Origin of the sequence: Rhodococcus ruber (genome assembly GCF_016804345.1) — a bacterium.
Taxonomy (GTDB): Bacteria; Actinomycetota; Actinomycetes; order Mycobacteriales; family Mycobacteriaceae; genus Rhodococcus; species Rhodococcus ruber.
Window position 1 is genome coordinate 2,198,927 of sequence record NZ_CP044211.1, and the last position, 18,303, is coordinate 2,217,229.

At 71.4% G+C, this 18,303-nt stretch carries 17 protein-coding genes and 1 riboswitch; of the genes, 8 read left to right on the plus strand and 9 right to left on the minus strand.

Annotated elements, in window-relative coordinates; all coding sequences use genetic code 11:
- Nucleotides 1-9: 9 nt before the first annotated feature.
- Together F1734_RS10295 and F1734_RS10300 are read right to left on the minus strand one after the other, a co-directional pair.
- A complete protein-coding gene (locus F1734_RS10295; RefSeq protein WP_017680395.1) occupies nucleotides 10-1,392 on the minus strand; it encodes a T3SS (YopN, CesT) and YbjN peptide-binding chaperone 1 in 1,383 nt (460 codons plus the stop codon).
- A gap of 151 nt (nucleotides 1,393-1,543) precedes the next feature.
- Complete coding sequence (locus F1734_RS10300) at nucleotides 1,544-2,539, minus strand: alpha/beta hydrolase (RefSeq protein WP_010595805.1); 996 nt, start codon at nucleotides 2,537-2,539, stop codon at nucleotides 1,544-1,546.
- A 290-nt stretch (nucleotides 2,540-2,829) separates the two neighbouring features.
- Between F1734_RS10300 and F1734_RS10305 the strand changes: the two genes are divergently transcribed.
- On the plus strand, nucleotides 2,830-4,203 hold the full coding sequence (locus F1734_RS10305; RefSeq protein WP_017680394.1) for a WS/DGAT/MGAT family O-acyltransferase: 1,374 nt from the start codon (nucleotides 2,830-2,832) through the stop codon (nucleotides 4,201-4,203).
- Between the two features lie 6 nt (nucleotides 4,204-4,209).
- Here F1734_RS10305 and F1734_RS10310 read toward each other — a convergent pair whose 3' ends face one another.
- The 4 genes from F1734_RS10310 to F1734_RS10325 all read right to left on the minus strand — a co-directional run bounded on the left by F1734_RS10310 (nucleotide 4,210) and on the right by F1734_RS10325 (nucleotide 7,514).
- Complete coding sequence (locus F1734_RS10310) at nucleotides 4,210-4,998, minus strand: ABC transporter ATP-binding protein (protein WP_010595807.1); 789 nt, start codon at nucleotides 4,996-4,998, stop codon at nucleotides 4,210-4,212.
- Nucleotides 4,995-5,789, minus strand: coding sequence for an ABC transporter permease (locus tag F1734_RS10315; RefSeq protein ID WP_026137675.1), 795 nt, complete (start codon nucleotides 5,787-5,789; stop codon nucleotides 4,995-4,997). Before F1734_RS10315 ends, F1734_RS10310 begins: the two co-directional genes overlap by 4 nt.
- The gene (locus tag F1734_RS10320; RefSeq protein ID WP_203011612.1) at nucleotides 5,770-6,798 is read right to left on the minus strand and encodes an ABC transporter substrate-binding protein; all 1,029 of its coding nucleotides are present in this window, start codon (nucleotides 6,796-6,798) and stop codon (nucleotides 5,770-5,772) included. Before F1734_RS10320 ends, F1734_RS10315 begins: the two co-directional genes overlap by 20 nt.
- Nucleotides 6,795-7,514 (minus strand): TenA family protein, encoded by a 720-nt coding sequence (locus F1734_RS10325; protein WP_203011613.1) that lies wholly within the window; start codon nucleotides 7,512-7,514, stop codon nucleotides 6,795-6,797. The genes F1734_RS10320 and F1734_RS10325 overlap by 4 nt, the downstream gene beginning before the upstream one ends.
- A riboswitch (TPP riboswitch) is annotated at nucleotides 7,507-7,605 on the minus strand. Its footprint overlaps the gene before it by 8 nt.
- A gap of 112 nt (nucleotides 7,606-7,717) precedes the next feature.
- Here F1734_RS10325 and F1734_RS10330 point away from each other — a divergent pair.
- From F1734_RS10330 to F1734_RS10350, 5 genes are all read left to right on the plus strand, one after another.
- Nucleotides 7,718-9,259, plus strand: coding sequence for a carboxylesterase/lipase family protein (locus tag F1734_RS10330; protein ID WP_010595811.1), 1,542 nt, complete (start codon nucleotides 7,718-7,720; stop codon nucleotides 9,257-9,259).
- Nucleotides 9,260-9,395: 136 nt separating this feature from the next.
- On the plus strand, nucleotides 9,396-10,130 hold the full coding sequence (locus tag F1734_RS10335; protein WP_274382449.1) for a FadR/GntR family transcriptional regulator: 735 nt from the start codon (nucleotides 9,396-9,398) through the stop codon (nucleotides 10,128-10,130).
- Nucleotides 10,127-10,798 (plus strand): sterol desaturase family protein, encoded by a 672-nt coding sequence (locus tag F1734_RS10340; RefSeq protein WP_010595813.1) that lies wholly within the window; start codon nucleotides 10,127-10,129, stop codon nucleotides 10,796-10,798. Before F1734_RS10335 ends, F1734_RS10340 begins: the two co-directional genes overlap by 4 nt.
- Nucleotides 10,799-10,921: 123 nt before the next feature.
- Nucleotides 10,922-11,131, plus strand: a complete 210-nt coding sequence (locus F1734_RS10345; protein WP_040275852.1) for a hypervirulence associated TUDOR domain-containing protein — start codon at nucleotides 10,922-10,924, stop codon at nucleotides 11,129-11,131.
- Between the two features lie 21 nt (nucleotides 11,132-11,152).
- The gene (locus F1734_RS10350) at nucleotides 11,153-11,431 is read left to right on the plus strand and encodes an MGMT family protein (protein WP_230831839.1); all 279 of its coding nucleotides are present in this window, start codon (nucleotides 11,153-11,155) and stop codon (nucleotides 11,429-11,431) included.
- Nucleotides 11,432-11,670: 239 nt separating this feature from the next.
- Here F1734_RS10350 and F1734_RS10355 read toward each other — a convergent pair whose 3' ends face one another.
- Complete coding sequence (locus tag F1734_RS10355; RefSeq protein WP_010595816.1) at nucleotides 11,671-12,321, minus strand: hypothetical protein; 651 nt, start codon at nucleotides 12,319-12,321, stop codon at nucleotides 11,671-11,673.
- A gap of 456 nt (nucleotides 12,322-12,777) precedes the next feature.
- Between F1734_RS10355 and F1734_RS10360 the strand changes: the two genes are divergently transcribed.
- A complete protein-coding gene (locus F1734_RS10360) occupies nucleotides 12,778-13,908 on the plus strand; it encodes a hypothetical protein (protein ID WP_010595817.1) in 1,131 nt (376 codons plus the stop codon).
- Nucleotides 13,909-13,926: 18 nt separating this feature from the next.
- Complete coding sequence (locus F1734_RS10365) at nucleotides 13,927-16,761, plus strand: FtsW/RodA/SpoVE family cell cycle protein (RefSeq protein ID WP_099528181.1); 2,835 nt, start codon at nucleotides 13,927-13,929, stop codon at nucleotides 16,759-16,761.
- On the opposite strand, the gene mreB is transcribed toward F1734_RS10365, so the two are convergent.
- Nucleotides 16,762-17,751, minus strand: coding sequence for a rod shape-determining protein (gene mreB, locus F1734_RS10370; protein WP_017680388.1), 990 nt, complete (start codon nucleotides 17,749-17,751; stop codon nucleotides 16,762-16,764).
- Between the two features lie 172 nt (nucleotides 17,752-17,923).
- Entirely contained in the window at nucleotides 17,924-18,202 is a 279-nt protein-coding gene (locus tag F1734_RS10375; protein ID WP_010595821.1) for a GNAT family N-acetyltransferase, read from the minus strand.
- Nucleotides 18,203-18,303: the final 101 nt, after the last annotated feature.

Consider the following 18,303-nt stretch of genomic DNA (forward strand, 5'->3'; position numbering starts at 1 on the left):
GTGAGGTGCTCAGTCGGAGAGTTCGTCGAACAGGGTCGGCTCGTCCGGGTTCTCGAACAGCTCGATCTGCTCGGGCGGGGACGAGCGGCGCCGGCGCCGGCGTTTCCCGGTGGTGCCGGCCGGGGGCACGAGCAGCCGCATCGCCGCCGTGAGCGACCGGCAGGTCGATTCCCACTCCTGCGCCTTCGCCTCGGCCCGTGCGGTACCGGCGCCGTCCCCGGCCGCGGCGCGTCCCATCGCCTCGGCCTGCCAGCACACCTGCGCGTCCACGCTCATCCGCAGGAAGCGCAGCAGCTGGTCCGGTTCGTCGTCGGCCATGCGGGCCACCGTGCGGGGCTCGACCGCCACCTGTCCGTCGAGATGGAAGTCGCGCAGTGCCAGCAGCGTCAACGGAAGATCCGCCTCGGACTCCGCCGTCCACGGCGGCAGCTCGTCCGCGGGCGGCGGCACACCGTCGTGGTCGATCTCGTGCAGCAGCTCGCCGCCGAGACGGGTGCCGAACCCCTCGTCCAGTCCCTCGAGGAACTGCGCGACCAGGTCGAGCGTGGCCAGCAGGTGGGCCGGCACGAACGGCGACGCGGGCAGGTGTGCCGCCACCGCCACCCGGTCCTCGACCAGCACGAACTTCAGGTGCGGCCACCGCCGATTGAGGTCCGCGACGACCTCGGCGGCGCGGGTACGTCCGGTGATCTGGTGGACGATCGGGGCGAACACGTCGACGGTGCGCTCGTGCGGTCCGACACCGACGAACACGACCATCCCCGCGACCCGCAACGCCAGGTCGCCGTCCTCGTCCCACAGCGGGACGTCGCCGATCCGCTCGCGCAGTGTCGACTCGATCAGCTCGCGTACGTGCTCCTCGCCCGCCGTCTGGACGGCGAGGGGGAGCGCAGCCTGCGGCGGGATCTCCTCGGCCGGCGGGGGCAGCTCGAAGTCGGCCCGGCCGGTGCCGAACGTGTCGGTGCGCAGGAACAGCGGATGCGGCACCCCCCACACCCGCCGCAGCGCCGTCACCGCGACGGCCGCGAGCTGGTCCGCCCACGCCGCGGGCCGGTCCATCCAGTAGGCGGGCGACCCGCCGTCCTCCGGGTCGTCGGGTCCCCGGGACGGTGCGCGCCAGCCGAGCTCGGCGAGCAACGCCTCGTCGCCCGGGCCGAGACGACGATCGGGGTCGAGGTGGGCATTGGACGGCACCTCGCACCGAACCTGGCCCTCACCCCACGCGTAGAACTGCACGCACGGTCCGGCCGGGCCGGTGTCCTCCTCGACGAGTGGCTCGAGGACCAGCCCGTCGCCGTCGCTCATCGCCGCCACGTGGTCGGCGAGACGTGCCCGGAACTCGTTCCAGGACCGGTCGACGTCGCGGTCGAATCGGCTCTCGGTGTCGGTCACGATCCACCCCCTTTTCCGCTGTCGCGGGACCGTATGACGACACTAGCCGGGGGGACCGACAGTCGCCGGGCGGGCAGCATCACTCGGTGGCGGGCCCGGAACATCCGGCCGCCCGGGTCGCCGTCGGCGCAGGCTGCGGGCAGCCGACCCGTCAGCGCAGGCTGCGGACGAACACCCCGATCGACGCGACGGCCCGTCCCGCCTCGGGCACGATGCCCGCCGCGGCCTGGAACACGTGCACCTGCCGCTCCCACACCTGCAGTTCGCAGTGCACACCCGCGCCCGCGAGACGCGCGGCCATCAGCTCGGCGTCGACGTACGTCATCTCCTCCGAACCGGTCTGGATGAGGGTGGGCGGCATGGCGGTCAGGTCGGCGTCGACCGGGGACACCGCGCGCGGACCAGGCCCGCCGGCGGCGGCGTCGATGCGGGCGATCACGTCGGCCAGGGCCGGAACGGCGCGGCGCGGGAACAGGGCGCACCGATACGAATTGGGATGCGCGAGCTTGCCGCGGGTGTCGAGGTCGGTCAGCGGCGAGAGCGCCACGTTGCCGGCCGGACGGCCGAGGCCCAGCCGCAGCGCCTCGAGCGTGACCTGGAAGGTGAGGAATCCACCCGCCGAGTCGCCGGCCACCACGATCCGCTCGGCCGGGTAGCCGTGCGCGATCAGCCACCGCAGCCCCTCGATGCCGTCCTCGACCGCGCTCTCGATCGGGTGCCCCGGCAGCATGCGGTAGGCGACGCTGAGCACGGGGGCCCCGGCTGCCGACGAGATGCGGGAGACCATCTGCCGGTGGGTGGTCAGCCCGCACACCAGGAACGCCCCGCCGTGCAGGTACAGGATCGCGGTGGAGCCGTCGGCGCCCGGCGCGGCGAGGAACTCGGCGCGGCAGGACGGCAGCCGCACCGCATGCCGGTGCGTGCCGGGGACCGGCTTGAGGGGAAACGCGAGGCGGTCCACCACACCGGTCGGCCAGGGCAGGTGCGGGGCGCGTGCCCACGCGTCGATGACCGGCTTGACGGTGCTGCGCACCGAGAAGGTCAGCGCCTGGGACGGAATGCTCACCCCGGCGATCTCACGTCGCAGCACCGGCCGCGGTACGGGCGGATACGACAACGACGGATGGTTCGACGCGGTGCTCGTCACCGGAACCTCCTCGTCCTCGTCCGCTCGGGCGGAGCTGCGCTCGTCGGCTCCGGCTTGTCCTCCGCGGCCCGTCCGCCGTGGCTTTCGCAACGTTCGTCCGGGTCGGTTGATCGACAGTACGACGACGATCCGCCGGGGCGAAGCACCGTGACTCGATGGAGACCGGGCATCGTGATTTCCGCAGGTCGCGGGCCCTTCTGTTATCTATTCGGTACGGCATGCGCGGGACCGACGTACGATCCATCCCAGCGTGCGACGGCGGACGAAAGGGGGCAGTCCCCGTGGGGTACATGCCGGTGACGGACTCGATGTTCCTGCTCGCCGAGTCGCGGGAGCGCCCGATGCACTTCGGTTCGCTGGAACTGTTCACCCCGCCGCCCGACGCCGGCCCGGGGTACGTCACCGACCTCTACAACCGGCTCGTCGCCGACGCGCACGTCGACGAGCTGTTCCGCAAGCGACCGGCCGATCCGGTGTCGAGCCTCGGCTACACCTGGTGGACCGTCGACGACGAGATCGACCTCGAGTACCACGTCCGGCACTCGGCGCTGCCGGCACCGGGCCGGATCCGCGAGCTGTTCACCCTCGTCTCCCGCCTGCACAGCGGGCTGCTCGACCGGCACCGGCCCCTGTGGGAGGCGTACCTGATCGAAGGACTCGCCGACGGCCGGTTCGCCGTCTACACGAAGATGCACCACGCGCTGCTCGACGGGGTCTCGGGGCTGCGGCTGTTGCGGCGCACCTACACCACCGACCCGAGCGCGCGCGACTTCCCGGCGCCGTGGCACCTGCCGCCCCGCCCCCGATCCGGGAACGGATCCGGGACGCACGCGCGGACGTCGACCGTCGGTACGGTGCGCTCCGTGGCCGGCGACGTGCTCGGCGCGGCGCCCGTGGCGCTGCGGATCGCGCGGACCGTGCTCGGCGGCCGCCGCGTCGCACTGCCGTACGAGGCCCCGCGATCGATGTTCAACGTCCCGATCGACGGGACGCGGCGCTTCGCGGCGCAGTCCTGGAGCCGCGCACGCATCACACGGGTGCGGTGCGCGGCCGGCGTGTCGAGCAACGACGTCGTCGTCGCGATGTGCGCCGGCGCCATCCGCGCCTATCTCCTCGAGCGGCAGGCGCTGCCGGAGACCCCGTTGATCGCGATGGTCCCGGTGTCGCTGCGCGCGAAGGACACCCCCGAGTCGGACTCGGGTGGCAACAGCGTCGGGGTCACGCTGTGCAACCTCGGCACCCATCTCGAGGATCCGCTCACCCGGCTGTCGACGGTCAGCGATTCGATGGCGGAGGGCAAGACCCTGTTCGGCGGGATGACGCCGCTGCAGGCGACGGTGTGGTCGGCGCTCAACATCGCCGGACTCGCGCTGGCGCCGATCTCGGGCGCGGTCGCCCTGGCGCCGCCGCCGTTCAACCTCATCATCTCCAACGTGCCGGGACCGCGGGAACCGGTGTACCGGGGTGGATCCCGGCTCGACGGCATCTATCCCGTGTCGGTCGTGCTCAGCGGTCAGGCGCTCAACATCACGCTGACCAACACCGCGGACACCGTCGACTTCGGCGTGGTCGGGTGCCGCCGCACCGTCCCCGCACTGCAGCGACTGCTGGGACATCTCGAGGACGCCCTCACGGAACTCGAACTCGCACTAGATATTTCGTGAGCGGTGTCAGTCCCGCAGCGACGAGCTGCGCGGGTCCTGGGGTGTCGAACCCCGCGCGCCCGTGCTGTGTAGGACGTCGACGAGTTCGCCTTCGAGCGCCACGAACTCCGGAGACGTCAGCGCGTCCAGGCCCCGGGGGCGCGGCAGCGGCACCGACACCTCGTGGCACACCCGCGCCGGGCGGGGCGTGAGCACCAGCACCCGATCCGACAGCAGCAGCGCCTCCCGCACGTCGTGGGTGATCATCAGCACCGTCCAGCGGTCGCGCTGCCACACCTGCTGCAGCCACAACTGCATCTCGGTGCGGGTCAGCGAATCCAGGGCGCCGAACGGTTCGTCCAGCAGCAGCACGTCGCGGCCCTGCAGGACGGTCCGCGCGAGTGCCGCACGCTGCCGCATCCCACCCGAGAGCTGCCGCGGCGCGGCCTCCTCGAACCCGGCGAGACCGAAGGCGGGGAACAACTTTCGTGCCCGGTCCCGCGCCTCACCGCGGGGCGTGCCCTGGACCTCGAGGCCGAGCGCGCAGTTGTCGAGCACGCTGCGCCACGGGAACAGCAGATCCTTCTGCGGCATCAGCGCGGCGCGTCCCGGTGCGGCCGGCCGACCGGCGACCGTGACGGCGCCGGTGTCGGGCACGTCGAGGCCGGCGACCAGCCCGAACAGGGTGGACTTGCCGCAGCCGCTCGGGCCGATGAGCGAGACGAACTCGCCGTCGGCCACCGCGAACTCGGCGCCGTCGAGGACGGTGCGCCCATCGAACGCCTTGTGCACGCCGGTGACGGCGACGGCGTTCACCGCAGGCTCCTCGTCGCCAGCGCCCACGGGGCCACCACCCGCTCGGCGGCATAGGTGAGCAGGTACAACGCGAGGGAGAGCACCGCGGTGACGAGCACCGCCGCGAGTACCAGATCGGTCCGGAACGAGTTCTTCTGGGTGCTCATGTAGATCCCGAGTCCCGACGTGGCGCCGACGTACTCGGCGAAGACCGCGCCGACCACGGCGTAGGTGACCCCGATGCGCAGCGCCGTGAAGAATCGGGGCAGCGCCGACGGGAGCCGCACGTACCGGAACTCCTGCCGACGCGAGGCGCCCATGCTGCGCAGCAGCGCCCCCGCCTCCCGGTCCGCGGCCGCGAAGCCCTCGATCAGGCCGATCGCCATGGGGAAGAACGTGGCGAGCGCGATCACCAGGATCTTCGGCAGCAGCCCGAATCCGAACCAGATGATCATCAGTGGCGCGATCGCGATGATCGGCAGGGTCTGCGACACCACGAACAGCGGCACCAAAGCCCGGCGCAGCCACGGCGAGAAGTCCACGACGATCGCCAGCGCCCAGGCGACCGCCAGGGACACCGCGAAGCCGACGAGCGTGACCTGCAGCGTCGACCAGGCGTGACCGGCGATGTCGGTGCGGTGCGCCCACCCCTGCTCGAGGACCCGGGCGGGGGAGGGCAGCACCTGCGGGCGGATGCCGCTGACCGCCACGTACAGCTGCCAGCCGAGGGCCAGCGCGGCGACGGTCAGCGCGGCCGGGGCCACGCGCCGCGCCCAGGAATTGCGGGTGGGGTCAGGGGGTGAGGTAGTCATCGGTGAAGTAGGTCGACCAGTCCGGCTCGGTGGTCAACGGTGCGCCGTCGGGACCGGAGAGCAGGCCCTTCTCGAACAGGAACCGGGAGTACCCGGTCCATCGCTCGAGGGTGAGGGTGCCGACGCGGCCGTTCTCGTCGCGCAGGTAGTCGGCCGACAGCATCCGCTGGCTCTCGTAGACGAGGTCCTCGTCGGAGAAGGCCCCCGGGTTCGCCTCGATCAGCGCGCGAGCGCCGCGGTCGGGGTCCTGCGCGGCGATCTCGTAGCCCCGCTGGACGGCCTGCACGAAGGCCCGGGCCTGGTCCGGGTATTCGGCCAGCCAGTCCTCGTTGCCGTCGATCACGATCGCGTAGGCGTCGGGGAACCCGTAGTCGGTGTAGCGGAAGTAGCGCATCGGCAGCCCGCGGTGCTCGGCCTCGATGCCCTCCCATGCCAGGTAGGAGACGGTGAAGTCGGCGGTGCCGGAGTACACGGCCTCGTACGCGGAGGTGCCGAGGGTGACCGAGGTGAAGTCGCCGCGCCCGCCGTCGTTGCGGATCACCTGGGCGAGCGTCTCCTCGTCGCCCGGGTCGCCGAAGCCCGCATAAGTGCGGGAGTCGAGGTCCGCGGGCCGGGTCAGGTCGGCGCGGTCCGCCTTGACGGCGATGCCGGTCGCCCAGTGCTGCAGCGGCGCGAGCACCGAGACGGTGCGCGAGCCGGCCGCCCGGGAGAACGTCGCCTGCGCCTGCGTGGAGATGCCGAACTCGGCGTTGCCGGCGTCGACGAGGGTGTCCGGGGTGGTGTTGTTGTAGGGCAGGAACTCGACGTCGAGACCGGCGTCGGCGAACAGGCCCTCCTGCTGGGCGACGTACAGGCCGGTGTGGTTGGTGTTCGGCGTCCAGTCCAGGGCGAATCGGATGGTGTCGCCGGACTCGTCGCCGTTCCCGGCGCAGGACGCGGTGAGCAGCAGCGCGGCGGTGACGGCGGCCAGGACGGTGAACCGGCGGCGCAGCCGGGGGAGCGTGGTCATGAGGCCGGCCACTCCTGGGTGTTGAGCGCGGTGTCCCAGAACAGCAGCTCGTAGCGGGTGGCGATGGTGAACGCCTCGGCCATGGCGTCGCGCTCGGCGTCGGTGGCGGCTGCCGCCGCGGCGTCGACGAGGTCACGGGCGCCGGCGACCGCGGCATGGAACTCGGGCGCGTCGTAGGTGGTGACCCACTGGGCGTAGGGGTGGGCGGGATCCGCGGCGAGCACGTCGGCGGCGCGGACGGCGAGGTCGCGGCCGACTTCGGCGTAGATCCAGAAACAGGGGAGTACCGCGGCGGCGCCGACCGGATACGGGTCGGTGGCGACGGTGGCGGTGAGATAGGAGACGTAGCCGAGGCAGGCCGGCGAGTGCGCGGGGGTGCCCTCGGCGGGCGGCAGGACCCCGCCGGTGAGCAGACCCCGGTGCAGGGCGGATTCCTCGGTGGCGGCCGTGGCCGCGCTGTTCGCCCAGAACGCGGCGGTGCCCGGGTCCGGGGCCTTCGCCGCGAGCAGGGCGAGTGCCTTGGCGTACCCGGCGAGGTACAGGGCGTCCTGCTCGATGTAGAAGCGGAACGCGTCGAGCGGCAGCGTCCCGTCGCCGAGGCGGCGCAGGAACTCGAGGTCGTCGATGGACTCGCGCAGGACCTTGGTCCGGTCCCACAGCAGATCGGTGAAGCGGTCGGTCCCTGCCGGGACCGACGCGCGGGCAGGCATGGTCATGCCAGGACATCCCTTCGTCAGCATTACCTGATCAGGTTCGACGGGTGTGATCTCAGCCCCGCGCATGTGCGGAGCACCCCGTGTCTACGGAGCCGACGATAGCACTCGGCGCAGACCGCCTCCGTCGCCCGGGTCGGCGGGGTCCGCATGCAACCTGTCTGTTGTTGGTACCTTGGCCCGAGACCGTTCGTTCGGGAGGGACCGTGGACGCCGAGACGCTCATCGTCGGCTGCAAGTACGGCGACGTACGCGGCTACCGCGACGGCTCCGTCTACACGTGGAAGGGAGTCCCGTACGCCGCGCCGGCGTCCGGCGACCTCCGGTTCCGCGCCCCCGAACCGCCGGAGCCGTGGACCGACGTGCTCGACGCGCGGCGCTTCGGGCCCATCGCGCCGCAGGGACGCAACAACCCGATCCCCATCGATCCGGGGCTGACGATCGGTGAGGACTGCCTCTCGTTGAACATCTGGGCGCCGGAGCCGGACGGGGAGCCCCGGCCGGTGATGGTGTGGATCCACGGCGGCGCCTACGTCCTCGGTTACTCGGGTCAGCGGATCTACGACGGACGGTTGCTCGCCGAGCGCGGCGACGTCGTCGTGGTGACGGTCAACTACCGGCTCGGCGCGCTCGGGTTCCTCGACTTCTCGTCGTTCTCGACCGCCGGGACCACCTTCGAATCCAATGTGGGGCTGCGCGATCAGATCGCCGCGCTCGAGTGGGTCCGCGACTGCATCTCCGCGTTCGGAGGCGACCCCGACCGGGTCACCGTGTTCGGCGAGTCGTCGGGTGGCGGGTCGCTGACCACACTGATGACCGTGCCCCGCGCCGAGGGTTTGTTCCACCGGGCCATCGCGCAGAGCCCGCCGGCGACGTCGGCGTACGGGTCCGAGCGGGCTGCGCGGGTCGCCGAGCGGTACCTCGAGATCCTCGACCTCACCCCGGCGCGGGTGTGGGCGCTGCGGGACATGCCGCACGAGGCGCTGACCGATGCGGGGGACGTGCTCGTCGGCGAGATCCCCACGAAGTTCCCCGGCACGCTCGCGATGGCGCCCGTGGTCGATCGCGACCTGGTGCCGAAGTATCCGGTGGCGGCGTTCCAGAAGGGGCTCGCGCACCGGATCCCCCTGATCATCGGCTCCAACAAGGACGAGCCGTCGATCTTCCGCTTCATGAAGTCGCCGTTGATGCCGGTGAGCGACGCCTCCGTGCAGGCGATGCTCGACGCCCTCGCCGAGGACCACCCGGAGTTGCCGCCCGACCGCATCGCGGAGATCATCTCCGCGTACCCGGATGTCACGAAAACGTCCGGGGCGATGGCTCTTTCGCGGGACGCGGGGTTCCGGATGCCGGTGGTGTGGATCGCCGACGCGCACAGCGCCCACTCGCCGACGTGGGTGTACCGGTTCGACCATGCGACCCCGATGCTCAAGGCGGCACGGATCGGTGCCGGCCATGCCACCGAACTGCCCTACGTCTTCGGCAATTTCGGGACGCTCGATCGCGATCCCACGTTCTGGCTCGGCGGGCGCAAGGCTGCGACGACGATCTCGGGCCGGATCCAGCGTCGCTGGCTGGCCTTCGCGCACCACGGCGTGCCGGCCGCCCTGGACGGATCCCGGCACTGGGCGCCGTACGACACCGACAAGCGCATGACCCTCCTGATCGACAACACCGACACCCTCGTCCCGGACCCCGACAAGATACTGCGCGAGGTGTGGGGCGACCAGGTGATGGGCTTCAGCTGACCGCTCGGGGGGCGGCCGAATGTGACATTCCGTCGGTCTGACCGACGCGATGTGACATTCGGCCACTCCCGACGGTGGTGGGAACTGGTCTTACCACTTGACCTCTGTCCGGATGGGGGCTTACGGTCGGGTCGTGATGTTCGAGCCGATCGCCCGCAAGTCCGCCTCCGGCGAGGTGTACGACCAGATCGCCGCCCGGGTGCTCGGCGGCGACCTCGCCGCCGGGGTGTCGCTGCCGAGCGAACGCCACCTCGCCGAGGCGTTCGGAGTGTCGAGACCCGCTGTGCGAGAAGCCCTCTCTCGGCTCGCGCACGCCGGGCTGGTGGAGGTGCGCCAGGGGGAGGCGACCTCGGTGCGCGATTTCCGCACCCAGGCCGGGCCGGAACTGCTGCCGCGGCTGCTCGTGCGCGACGGTCGGCCCGACTGGGGTGTCGTCCGCAGCGTCCTCGAAGCCAGGCAACTCATCGGCCGTCAGGTCGCCCGCCTCGCGGCCACCCGCGCGACGGACGAGACGCAACCCCGATTGCGCGAGTCCGTGGCACGCCTCGCCGCGGGGGACGACCCCGTCACGCTGCAGGTCGCCGCCCTCGAATTCTGGGAACACGTCGTCGACGCCGCCGACTCCCTCGCGTTCCGGCTGATCTTCAACAGCCTGCGCAACGCGTACGAGCCGGCCATGACCGCGATGGCCGGGGTGCTGATCGTCGAGGTCGGGCGCGCCGACCTCTACGAACGGCTCGCCGACGCGATCGTCGCGCGCGACGAGGACGGCGCCGAGCACGCCGCCGGCGAACTGCTCGACCTGGGCACGTCGGCCCTGACCACCGCCATCGACCAGGCCGAACACGGAGAGGCGAGGAACCGGACATGAGCACGAATCGGACCGAGGGACGGGGCCGTCGCGCCTCGATCGGCCTGCGGGACGCCGCCGTCGAGTTCGTGCGGCACCCGTCGCCGTGGATGATCGGCGGGTTGCTCGCTGCTGCGGTCGTCGCACGGATACTCGTCGGCGACTGGCAGGTCACCGACGCGCTGGTCCCGCTGGTCGCCCTGCTGGTGTTCCCGCTGGTGGAGTGGGTCATCCACGTCGGCATCCTGCACTGGCGGCCGCGCCGGATCGGTGGGCTGACGCTCGACTCGCTGCTGGCGCGCAAGCATCGCGAACACCACAGCGATCCGCGCGACGTGCCGCTGGTCTTCATCCCCTGGCAGACCCTGGCGTGGCTGCTGCCGGTGCTCGTCCTCGTCGCGTGGCTGGTCTTCCCCCGGCCCGGACTGGGACTGACATTCCTGGTGACGCTCGGTGTCCTGGGCCTGACCTACGAGTGGATGCACTACCTCATCCACACGGACTACCGCCCCGGCTCGCGGCCCTACCGCGCGGTGTGGCGCCATCACCGGCACCACCATTTCAAGAACGAGCACTACTGGTTCACCGTCACCACCGCCGGCACCGCCGACCGGATTCTCGGCACCGAGCCGGACCCGGCCACGGTCGAGACCTCGCCGACCGCCCGGAACCTGCACGCGACCCGGTGATCCGGTGCGCGAACCGCGCTCGCGGGGAGGTTGCCGGCGAGAGGCGGTGACCTTGTGATGCCGTCGCCGAAACCGTGCACCGGGTAGCATCCCCAGAACCAGCATCCAGACCAGGGAGGGGCTGTGGCGAGCGATTTCTCCGTCGGTGACCATGTCCGGTGGAACTCCGAAGCCGGATACGTCGAGGGCGTCATCATCGCAAAGCACACCGAGGACGTGGAGTTCAAGGGACGTACTCGGCGGTGCAGTGAAAGTCACCCTCAGTACGAGATCAAGAGCGACAAGACCGATCACATCGCGATGCACAAGGGCGATGCACTCACCAAGCTGTAGCGCACCCGAATATCGATGAGCATGATCGACGCTGTCCGTGAGGCAGTCCTCGCCATCCCTCCGGGCTCGGTGGCCTCCTACGGAGACATCGGCAGGAGAATCGGGGCAGGTCCACGACAAGTGGGCCGAGCGATGGGCATGCTCGACGACAACATTCCCTGGTGGCGAGTCGTCTACGCCGACGGAACAACGGCCTCGTGTCACGGCGGTCGTGCGTGGGCACTGCTCCTCGAGGAGGGCACCCCCGTCTCGGGGAAGCGGGTAGACATGCAACGTGCTCGGCAGCGAGGGACGGCCTGACGATCGCCCCGACGCTGCCGGTCGGATGTCCGATTCCGGCCCCGCCTCGCGGCTGCAGCGAGCCGGGGTCACTGCTGCTCGGCGGTCTCGCGTCGGGTGCCTGTCGAGGCCGTGTGCCGGTGACTCGGCTCGGGAACGACGCGACGCTCCATGTCGTGCAGGCGCCGACAGTCCGGGCAGGCCACCCTTTCCCGGGTCGGTCGACCCGGCTTCGGTTCGTCCCGGCAGTGGCCGCACCCTCAGGCGCTTTCCGGCCGCGAGGGCATGCGCTGTGCCGTGACGGTCCCGGTGGAGCCGATGGCGGGGGCGAGCCGAAACAGTCCGGCCGCGGCGAGAAGATGCCACAGCGCGTGGCCCTGAAGGATACTGCTCGGCCGGCAGAGCGACGTCCGGTCGCCGAGGGTGCCCAGCACGGCACCGGACGCGAGGAGCAGTGCCGCGACGATCGTCGACCGCCGCAGGTCCGGACGGATGCGGGCGCGGTCGAGCGCGAGTCCGACTGCGACGACGGCCAGCAGCGCCTGCACGCCGGTGGAGACCGACGGCCCGGCGGCCACGACGGGAACCATCAGCAGCGGAACGACGCGCCACCACCACGGCGACAGCCGGGAGCCGAACCGGTCGGAGGCGGCGTCGACGGCGACGTAGGCGAGCAGTGTCGCAAGCGGGAGGTCGTGTGCGTACGCCTGCCACGGTGGGTTCGGTCCGTGCGCGACGAGGGATCCGGCGCCGACCGCGACGACGAGCAGGCCGTAGGTGACGCTCGCCGTGCCCCGGCGTGCGAGGACCGCGAGGCCGGCGACCACGAAGGCCAGGCTGCTGACGGTGGCCGCGGGCTGGCCGACGAGACCTGTGCCCCGATACAGCTCGCAGGCGTTCGCCAGCATCATGGTTCGAGGCTAGCCGCCGCGGGCCGGTCGCAGACGTGCGCAGTGGAACGGGGAATGGGATGCCGCCACCGGTCCGGGACGCGACGCGGTGCCCGTTTCGGGCGGGCTGCGCGGATCGGGAGCGAACGCGTGTGCCCGCCCGGCGGACGGCCGGTCGGACATACAGCCCGCATGCAGTCGGTGGACGGGACCGACCGGGTCTCGGATGAGTAAACAGCATGTCCGCCAGCGCGAGTCGGAGTTGAATGGAGACCCCAGGGGTAGTGGAACTCGACAACGACCAATCCCAAGTCATGGTTCACCGTCGCCCGTCCCGGTTGCGACCTGTACGGGCGGCGCAGCGGTTCGGGGTGCACGATGAGCGAAGCGGTGACAGAGCTCCCGGGGAGAAGGCGTGAGCCTGTCGAACCCCGATGGGACCCGTCCGTCCTCGGCGACGAGACTCGTGGCGACGGTGTGACGCTCCGGCGTCTTCTCGCGGTGGCCGCGCTGACCCGAGCGCAGACCGCACTGCTCGTCGACGATCTGATCTGCCGGGTCGAACGCCGTCAGCGCGGCGGTCCGAGCCGGCTGCGGGACGACGCCGTGACGGTGTCCGAGACCGGACGGCTCACGATCGCATGGAACGGGAGCGCGACGGACGGGCACGCAGCCGACGAGTCGGTGGCGAGGCTGCTCGGCAGCATCGTGACGAGCTGCCGCTGTCCGGAATGGGCCGACCGGGTGAGCGAATCGATCGGCGAAGCAACAGATCTCGAGGACCTGATGCACCGGGTTCGTCGCGTGGTCGCAGCCGACCGCGACCCGGCCGAGGAGTCCCGGGTGCGGAGCCAGCTCGCCGCGCTCGTCGCGGTGGTGGCGGGGCGCCGCGTTCCGGACGATCCGGTGGTGGCGCGGGCGGCTGCACCGCGGGGCCCGGGCAGCGGGGCCGGAACGTCCCTCGCACCGGCCGGCTGGTATCCACCGGCCGGCAGTGGGTGGCATCGCCGGCGGAGACGGCCATCGCGACGGCAGGGGGTTCTCGGTCTCGTCGCACTCCTGATTCTCGTCGGGACGCTGTGGGCGGCACCGCGGGTGTGGGCGGAGCTGCGCCGCGGCTGGGATGCCGTCCTCAACCCGGTGGATACGGCGGAGCCGAACCGGATCGAGCCGGTCTCGCCTCCGCCGCCCGAACCCGTGGGCGGTCGAGACGAGCCGGCAGCAAGCGCAGGCACGACGGCCCCCGGACCGGTCCAGGTCGGTGCGCCGGCAAGCGCGGGACCGATCAGGCTGGTCACCGCCACCTTCGCCAACGGCGAGTGCGCGCCCGGACGCATGTGCGCCGTCCGCGTCGACGTACACCTCGACTCCGCGGCACGTGTCGGCACCGTGACCTGGGCGCTGAACGTCTACGACAGATGTTCCGGCGCGGTCGGCGCGAGCGCCGAGGTCTCGCTGGCCGCCCAGCCGGGCGATGAGGAGGTGTACGGAATCAGCTGGGCGGATCTGCCACCCGGTGGGGCGCTGGCTGTCGCCGCGGTGACCAGCGCCCCGGCAACAGCCGCCTCGGAGCCGCTGTCGGTGCCCGCCGAGAACGCGACCTGCTGAGGCGGCGGAGGAGGGGACATGGCCGAACGCCGGCGGGAATCCGATCCGTGGCTCGTAACCGCGGCCGTGGTCCTGGTCGTGCTCGGCCTGTTGAATCTGACCGCGATCGGGATGACGTCGCACGCCGTTCGGCACGCACTGTTCGCCGCGGCCGGTCTCGTCCTGATGCGCGTCGTCTCTCGCCTGCGGACGAGTGACCTGCGAGCATTCGGGTGGACGGTGCTCGCCGTGGCGACCGTGCTGTTGGCCGCGGTACCGCTCGCCGGGGTCGCGACGAAAGGCGCCCAGCGCTGGCTGGATTTCGGCGTGTTCACCGTCCAGCCCGCCGAACTCGCCAAACTCGCTGTCGTGCTGGTCCCGGCCGGCATCCTGGCCGGTGGCTTCACCGTCGGCCGGTTCGTGGCGGCCCTGACGGCCACCGGGGTACCGATCGCGCTCGTCGCGCTGCAACCGGACCTGTCGACTGCCCTGGTGCTCGTCGCGACGGTCATGGTCATGCTCATCCTGGCCCGGGTGCCGCTGCTGCCCCTGCTGCCGTTGTTCGCGGTGGGAGTCGCGTCGCTGCCGCTCGCCGTTCTCGTCCTCCGCCCCTACCAACTCGAACGCGTGCACGTGTTCCTGTCGAGCAACGTCGACCCGAGCGGGGCGGGGTGGGCCGCGCTCCAGGCGGACATCGCCATCGGCAGCGGCGGCTGGTGGGGTCTGGCGCGAGACCCCCTGTACGAGGTGAGAGCCGACTATCTCCCGGAATCGGAACACGATCTCGCCTTCGCGAGCGTCGTGTACGGATGGGGACTGTTCGCCGGCCTGGCAGTCGTGGTGGCCACCACGGTGATCGTATGGCGGGCCGTCCTCGCCGCCCGCACCGCCCGGACCCGTGAGGCGGCGCTGGTCGCGGCGGGGATCGGCGCGTCGTTCGGGATCCACGCCCTGGTATCGATCGGTGCGAGTCTGTCGCTGATCCCGCACACCGGCATGCCGATCCCCCTGTTCAGCTACGGGGGGACTGCCGCGGTCGTCGCATTCGTGGCAGTCGGACTGGTACTCGCGGTGCGCAGGGACGGCGTCGCGCGGCCGCTGTGGCGTCCGGACCCGCGACGGCACCGTCGACTGCGAGGGGTCTCGGCAGGGGCCGTCGGCCTGACAGCGTCGCTCGTCGCGATGTCGATGGTCACCTGGCAGCTGCAACACGTCCGCGGTGCGGAGCTGCGCACCGCGGGCGAGGCGCAGATGATGCGCTGTATCCGGCTGCCCGCCGAGCGCGGTCTCATCGTCGACCGCAACGGTGTGCCGCTCGCGCTGAACGCCGCGGAGTACGCCGTCGCCGTCCTGCCCGAGGTGTTCGACGAGCACGATGCGGACTCGCGCCCGCGACTCGCTGCGCTGATCGGCCTCTCCCCGGACGAACTGGCCGAGGTGATGGGTGGACGTGCCGAAGGGGAACCGCAGGTCCTCGTCGGCAGGGTCGCGCCCGAACAGGCTCGGCAGGTCGTGAATGCGCGACTTCCCGGGATCCTCGTCGCCCCGTCCGGCCGCAGGACGTACCCGCACGGCGCGACGCTCGCGTCGGTACTCGGCCATGTCGGGGTCGCCGACCAGCAGGACATGCAACGCTGGCCGCATCTCGCGCTCGGATCGCGGGTCGGCAAGGCCGGACTCGAGAAGCAGTACGACGCGTTGCTGCGCGGCAGCGACGGCAAGCAGTGCATGTACGTCGATCCGACGGGACGTCCGGTCGCCCCCGGCACGCGGGTGGACCCGATACGGGGACACGACCTGCGGTTGCACCTCGACATCGGTCTGCAGGACCTGGCGACCACTGCGTTGACCGAGGCCGTCCGCACCAGCGGAGGCGACCTGGGCGCCGCGATCGTGATGGACGCCCGCACCGGAGCGGTACGGGCGATGGCCAGCGTGCCCGGATTCGACAACAACGCCTACGGCCCGCCGGCCGACCTCGTCGCCCTCGCGGCGCAGGCTCAGTCGTCCGGACCGGGGGCGATGGTCAACCACGTCGCCCAGACCGCCGCACCGCCCGGGTCGACGTTCAAGATCGTCACCGCCGCCGCGAACGCCGAGAACCCGGTTCTGGCACCGGAGACCGTGATCGCCACGGGCGCGGCCTACACCTACGGCGGGCACACCTTCCGGAACTGGCAGCCGATGGGTCCGCACGACCTGCTGCAGGCGATCCAGTGGTCCGACAACGTCTACTTCTACCGCCTGGCCGAGCTCCTCGGTCCCGAGCGGATCGCCGCGGTCGCCGGGCAACTCGGCGTGGGGCAGCGATCGGGAATCGACCTGCCGGGCGAGGCCGAAGGTTTCCTCGGCACGCCGGAGTCGGTGGCACGGATCGGGGCCACCTGGTATCCGGGCTCCACCCTGCTGATGGGCATCGGCCAGGGCACCGTCAGCGCGACCCCGCTGCAGGTGGCGCGGTGGACGTCGGGCATCGCCACCGGTGCGATGGTCACCCCTCGGCTCGCGGCGGCGTACGGGTCCGAGGACAACATCCCGATTCCCACGGCGCAGCCGCGCCGGCTGCCCTTCGCCGACCGGCTCGACCCCGTTCGGGCGGGGATGCGGGCGTCGGCGTCGGCCGGTACGGCGGGGCAGCTGGCCGATCTGCCGGTGCAGGCGGGCGCCAAGACCGGCACGGCGGAGGATCCGTCGGCACCCGGGGAGGGTCTGAACGCCTGGTTCTCCGCGGTCGCGCCCCTGGACGCGCCCGAGATCGTGGTGTCGGTGCTGGTGCGCGGCGGCGGGTTCGGGTCGGCGACCGCCGGGCCGGTGGTCGAGAGACTCCTGCGGTGGTACTTCCCGTCACCGCCGGTCGTGGAGTCGAATCGGTGATCAGCTGCTGTACGCCGCCACCACCTCGGGGTGCTCCAAGCAGGCCTTGGCGCCTTCCGCGACGCAGGTGAGGGGACGCTCCGCGGTCTTCACCGGGAACCCGAAGGCCTCCTCGAGCAGCTGCGACAGACCGCGCAGCATCGCCCCGCCACCGATGGTGAGCAGCCCCTCCGACATCACGTCGCCGATCGCCTGGGCGGGCAGGTCCTCGAGGCAGTCGGTCAAGGTCTGCACGATTCCCGCCGTCGTGGGTCGCAACGCATCCACGATCTCCTCGGTCTCGAGCGTGACCAGCCGGGCGCGGCCGGTGACGGCATCGCGTCCCTCCACGACGAGGGCCTGCCCGTCGGGCGTTCCGGGGGTGGCCACCTTCGCCCGCTCGGCGGTGAGCTCGCCGACGACGATCTTGTGCTCCGCGCGCAGGTACTGGTACAGCGCGTTGGTCAGTTCGTCTCCGGCGAGTCGGCAACTGCGATGGGAGAGGATGCCGCCGAAACAGATCGCGGTGACTTCCGAAGTGCCGCCGCCGATGTCCACGACGAGGTGGGCACGTGCCTCGAGCGGGTTGATGCCGCAGCCGAGGGCGCCGGCGACCGGCTCCGGCACCAGACCGACCTTCCGAAGGCCGGCCTCGTGTCCGACCTCGAGCACCGCGCGACGCTCGAGGGGCGTGGCCCCTGCGGGAACCGAGATCACACCCTTCGGTCGCAGACCGTAGGACCGGTGCGGGGCAACCCGTTTGACGACGGCCGTGACGAAGGTGCGGGCCGACTCCAGATCCACGATCACGCCGTCGCGCATCGGGCGAACCGGGGTGATGCCGACGGGGGTGCGACCGACCAGATCACGCGCATCCTGACCGATCGCGAGTGCGCGATGCGGGTCCTTCGTGCGAACCAGCAGGAACGACGGCTCGTTGAAGACGACGCCGTCTTCGGGGGTGGCGACGACTGTGTTGGCAGTGCCGAGATCGATTCCGAGTCCACCCATGTCGGCCTCCGAAGGGTTCGAACCGAGACCGTCTCGATGTTACGCAGCACCGGCTCCGCGGGGGCGGATATGGCGTGTCACCGACGAGGACGTCCGTTCGTCGCCGACCGTGCCCGTGCCCGAGCCCGAGCCCGACGCCGCCGGGAACCCGCGTCCCGGGATCCGCTGCGGGTCAGTTGCGGTATTCGGGGTTCGCGTCGAGGAACTTCGCGACGTACCAGCACGAGGCCGCGATCTTCAGACCCTCCGAGCGGGTCGTGTCGAGAGCGTGGCGGACCACCTCGGCGGCGAGTCCGTGGCCGCGGAACTGGGGCTGGGTGACGGTGTGGTCGAAGTCGCGCACCCCGTCCGAGTCGGTGTAGTCGGCGAACGCGGCGAGGGTGTCCCCGGTGTACAACGCGAACCTGGACTGGCCGGGGTGATGTTCGATGCGGTGCTCGTCGTTGGTCACACCATCGACCCTACCGGCCTGCACGCGGGCAGTGGGATCTGCCCGAGCCGGTAATGGGCCCGGGGTGGGATGCGATGTTCTGGTTGTGGACCTGTGTCGCG

Excerpts from the sequence above, each read along its gene's own strand:
- F1734_RS10350 (WP_230831839.1), top strand. The coding sequence starts at position 11,153 with ATGATCGACGCTGTCCGTGAGGCAGTCCTCGCCATCCCTCCGGGCTCG.
- F1734_RS10305 (WP_017680394.1), top strand. The coding sequence starts at position 2,830 with ATGCCGGTGACGGACTCGATGTTCCTGCTCGCCGAGTCGCGGGAGCGC.
- mreB (WP_017680388.1), bottom strand. The coding sequence starts at position 17,751 with ATGGGTGGACTCGGAATCGATCTCGGCACTGCCAACACAGTCGTCGCC.
- F1734_RS10365 (WP_099528181.1), top strand. The coding sequence starts at position 13,927 with ATGGCCGAACGCCGGCGGGAATCCGATCCGTGGCTCGTAACCGCGGCC.
- F1734_RS10335 (WP_274382449.1), top strand. The coding sequence starts at position 9,396 with ATGTTCGAGCCGATCGCCCGCAAGTCCGCCTCCGGCGAGGTGTACGAC.
- F1734_RS10320 (WP_203011612.1), bottom strand. The coding sequence starts at position 6,798 with ATGACCACGCTCCCCCGGCTGCGCCGCCGGTTCACCGTCCTGGCCGCC.
- F1734_RS10355 (WP_010595816.1), bottom strand. The coding sequence starts at position 12,321 with ATGATGCTGGCGAACGCCTGCGAGCTGTATCGGGGCACAGGTCTCGTC.
- F1734_RS10340 (WP_010595813.1), top strand. The coding sequence starts at position 10,127 with ATGAGCACGAATCGGACCGAGGGACGGGGCCGTCGCGCCTCGATCGGC.
- F1734_RS10325 (WP_203011613.1), bottom strand. The coding sequence starts at position 7,514 with ATGACCATGCCTGCCCGCGCGTCGGTCCCGGCAGGGACCGACCGCTTC.
- F1734_RS10315 (WP_026137675.1), bottom strand. The coding sequence starts at position 5,789 with ATGACTACCTCACCCCCTGACCCCACCCGCAATTCCTGGGCGCGGCGC.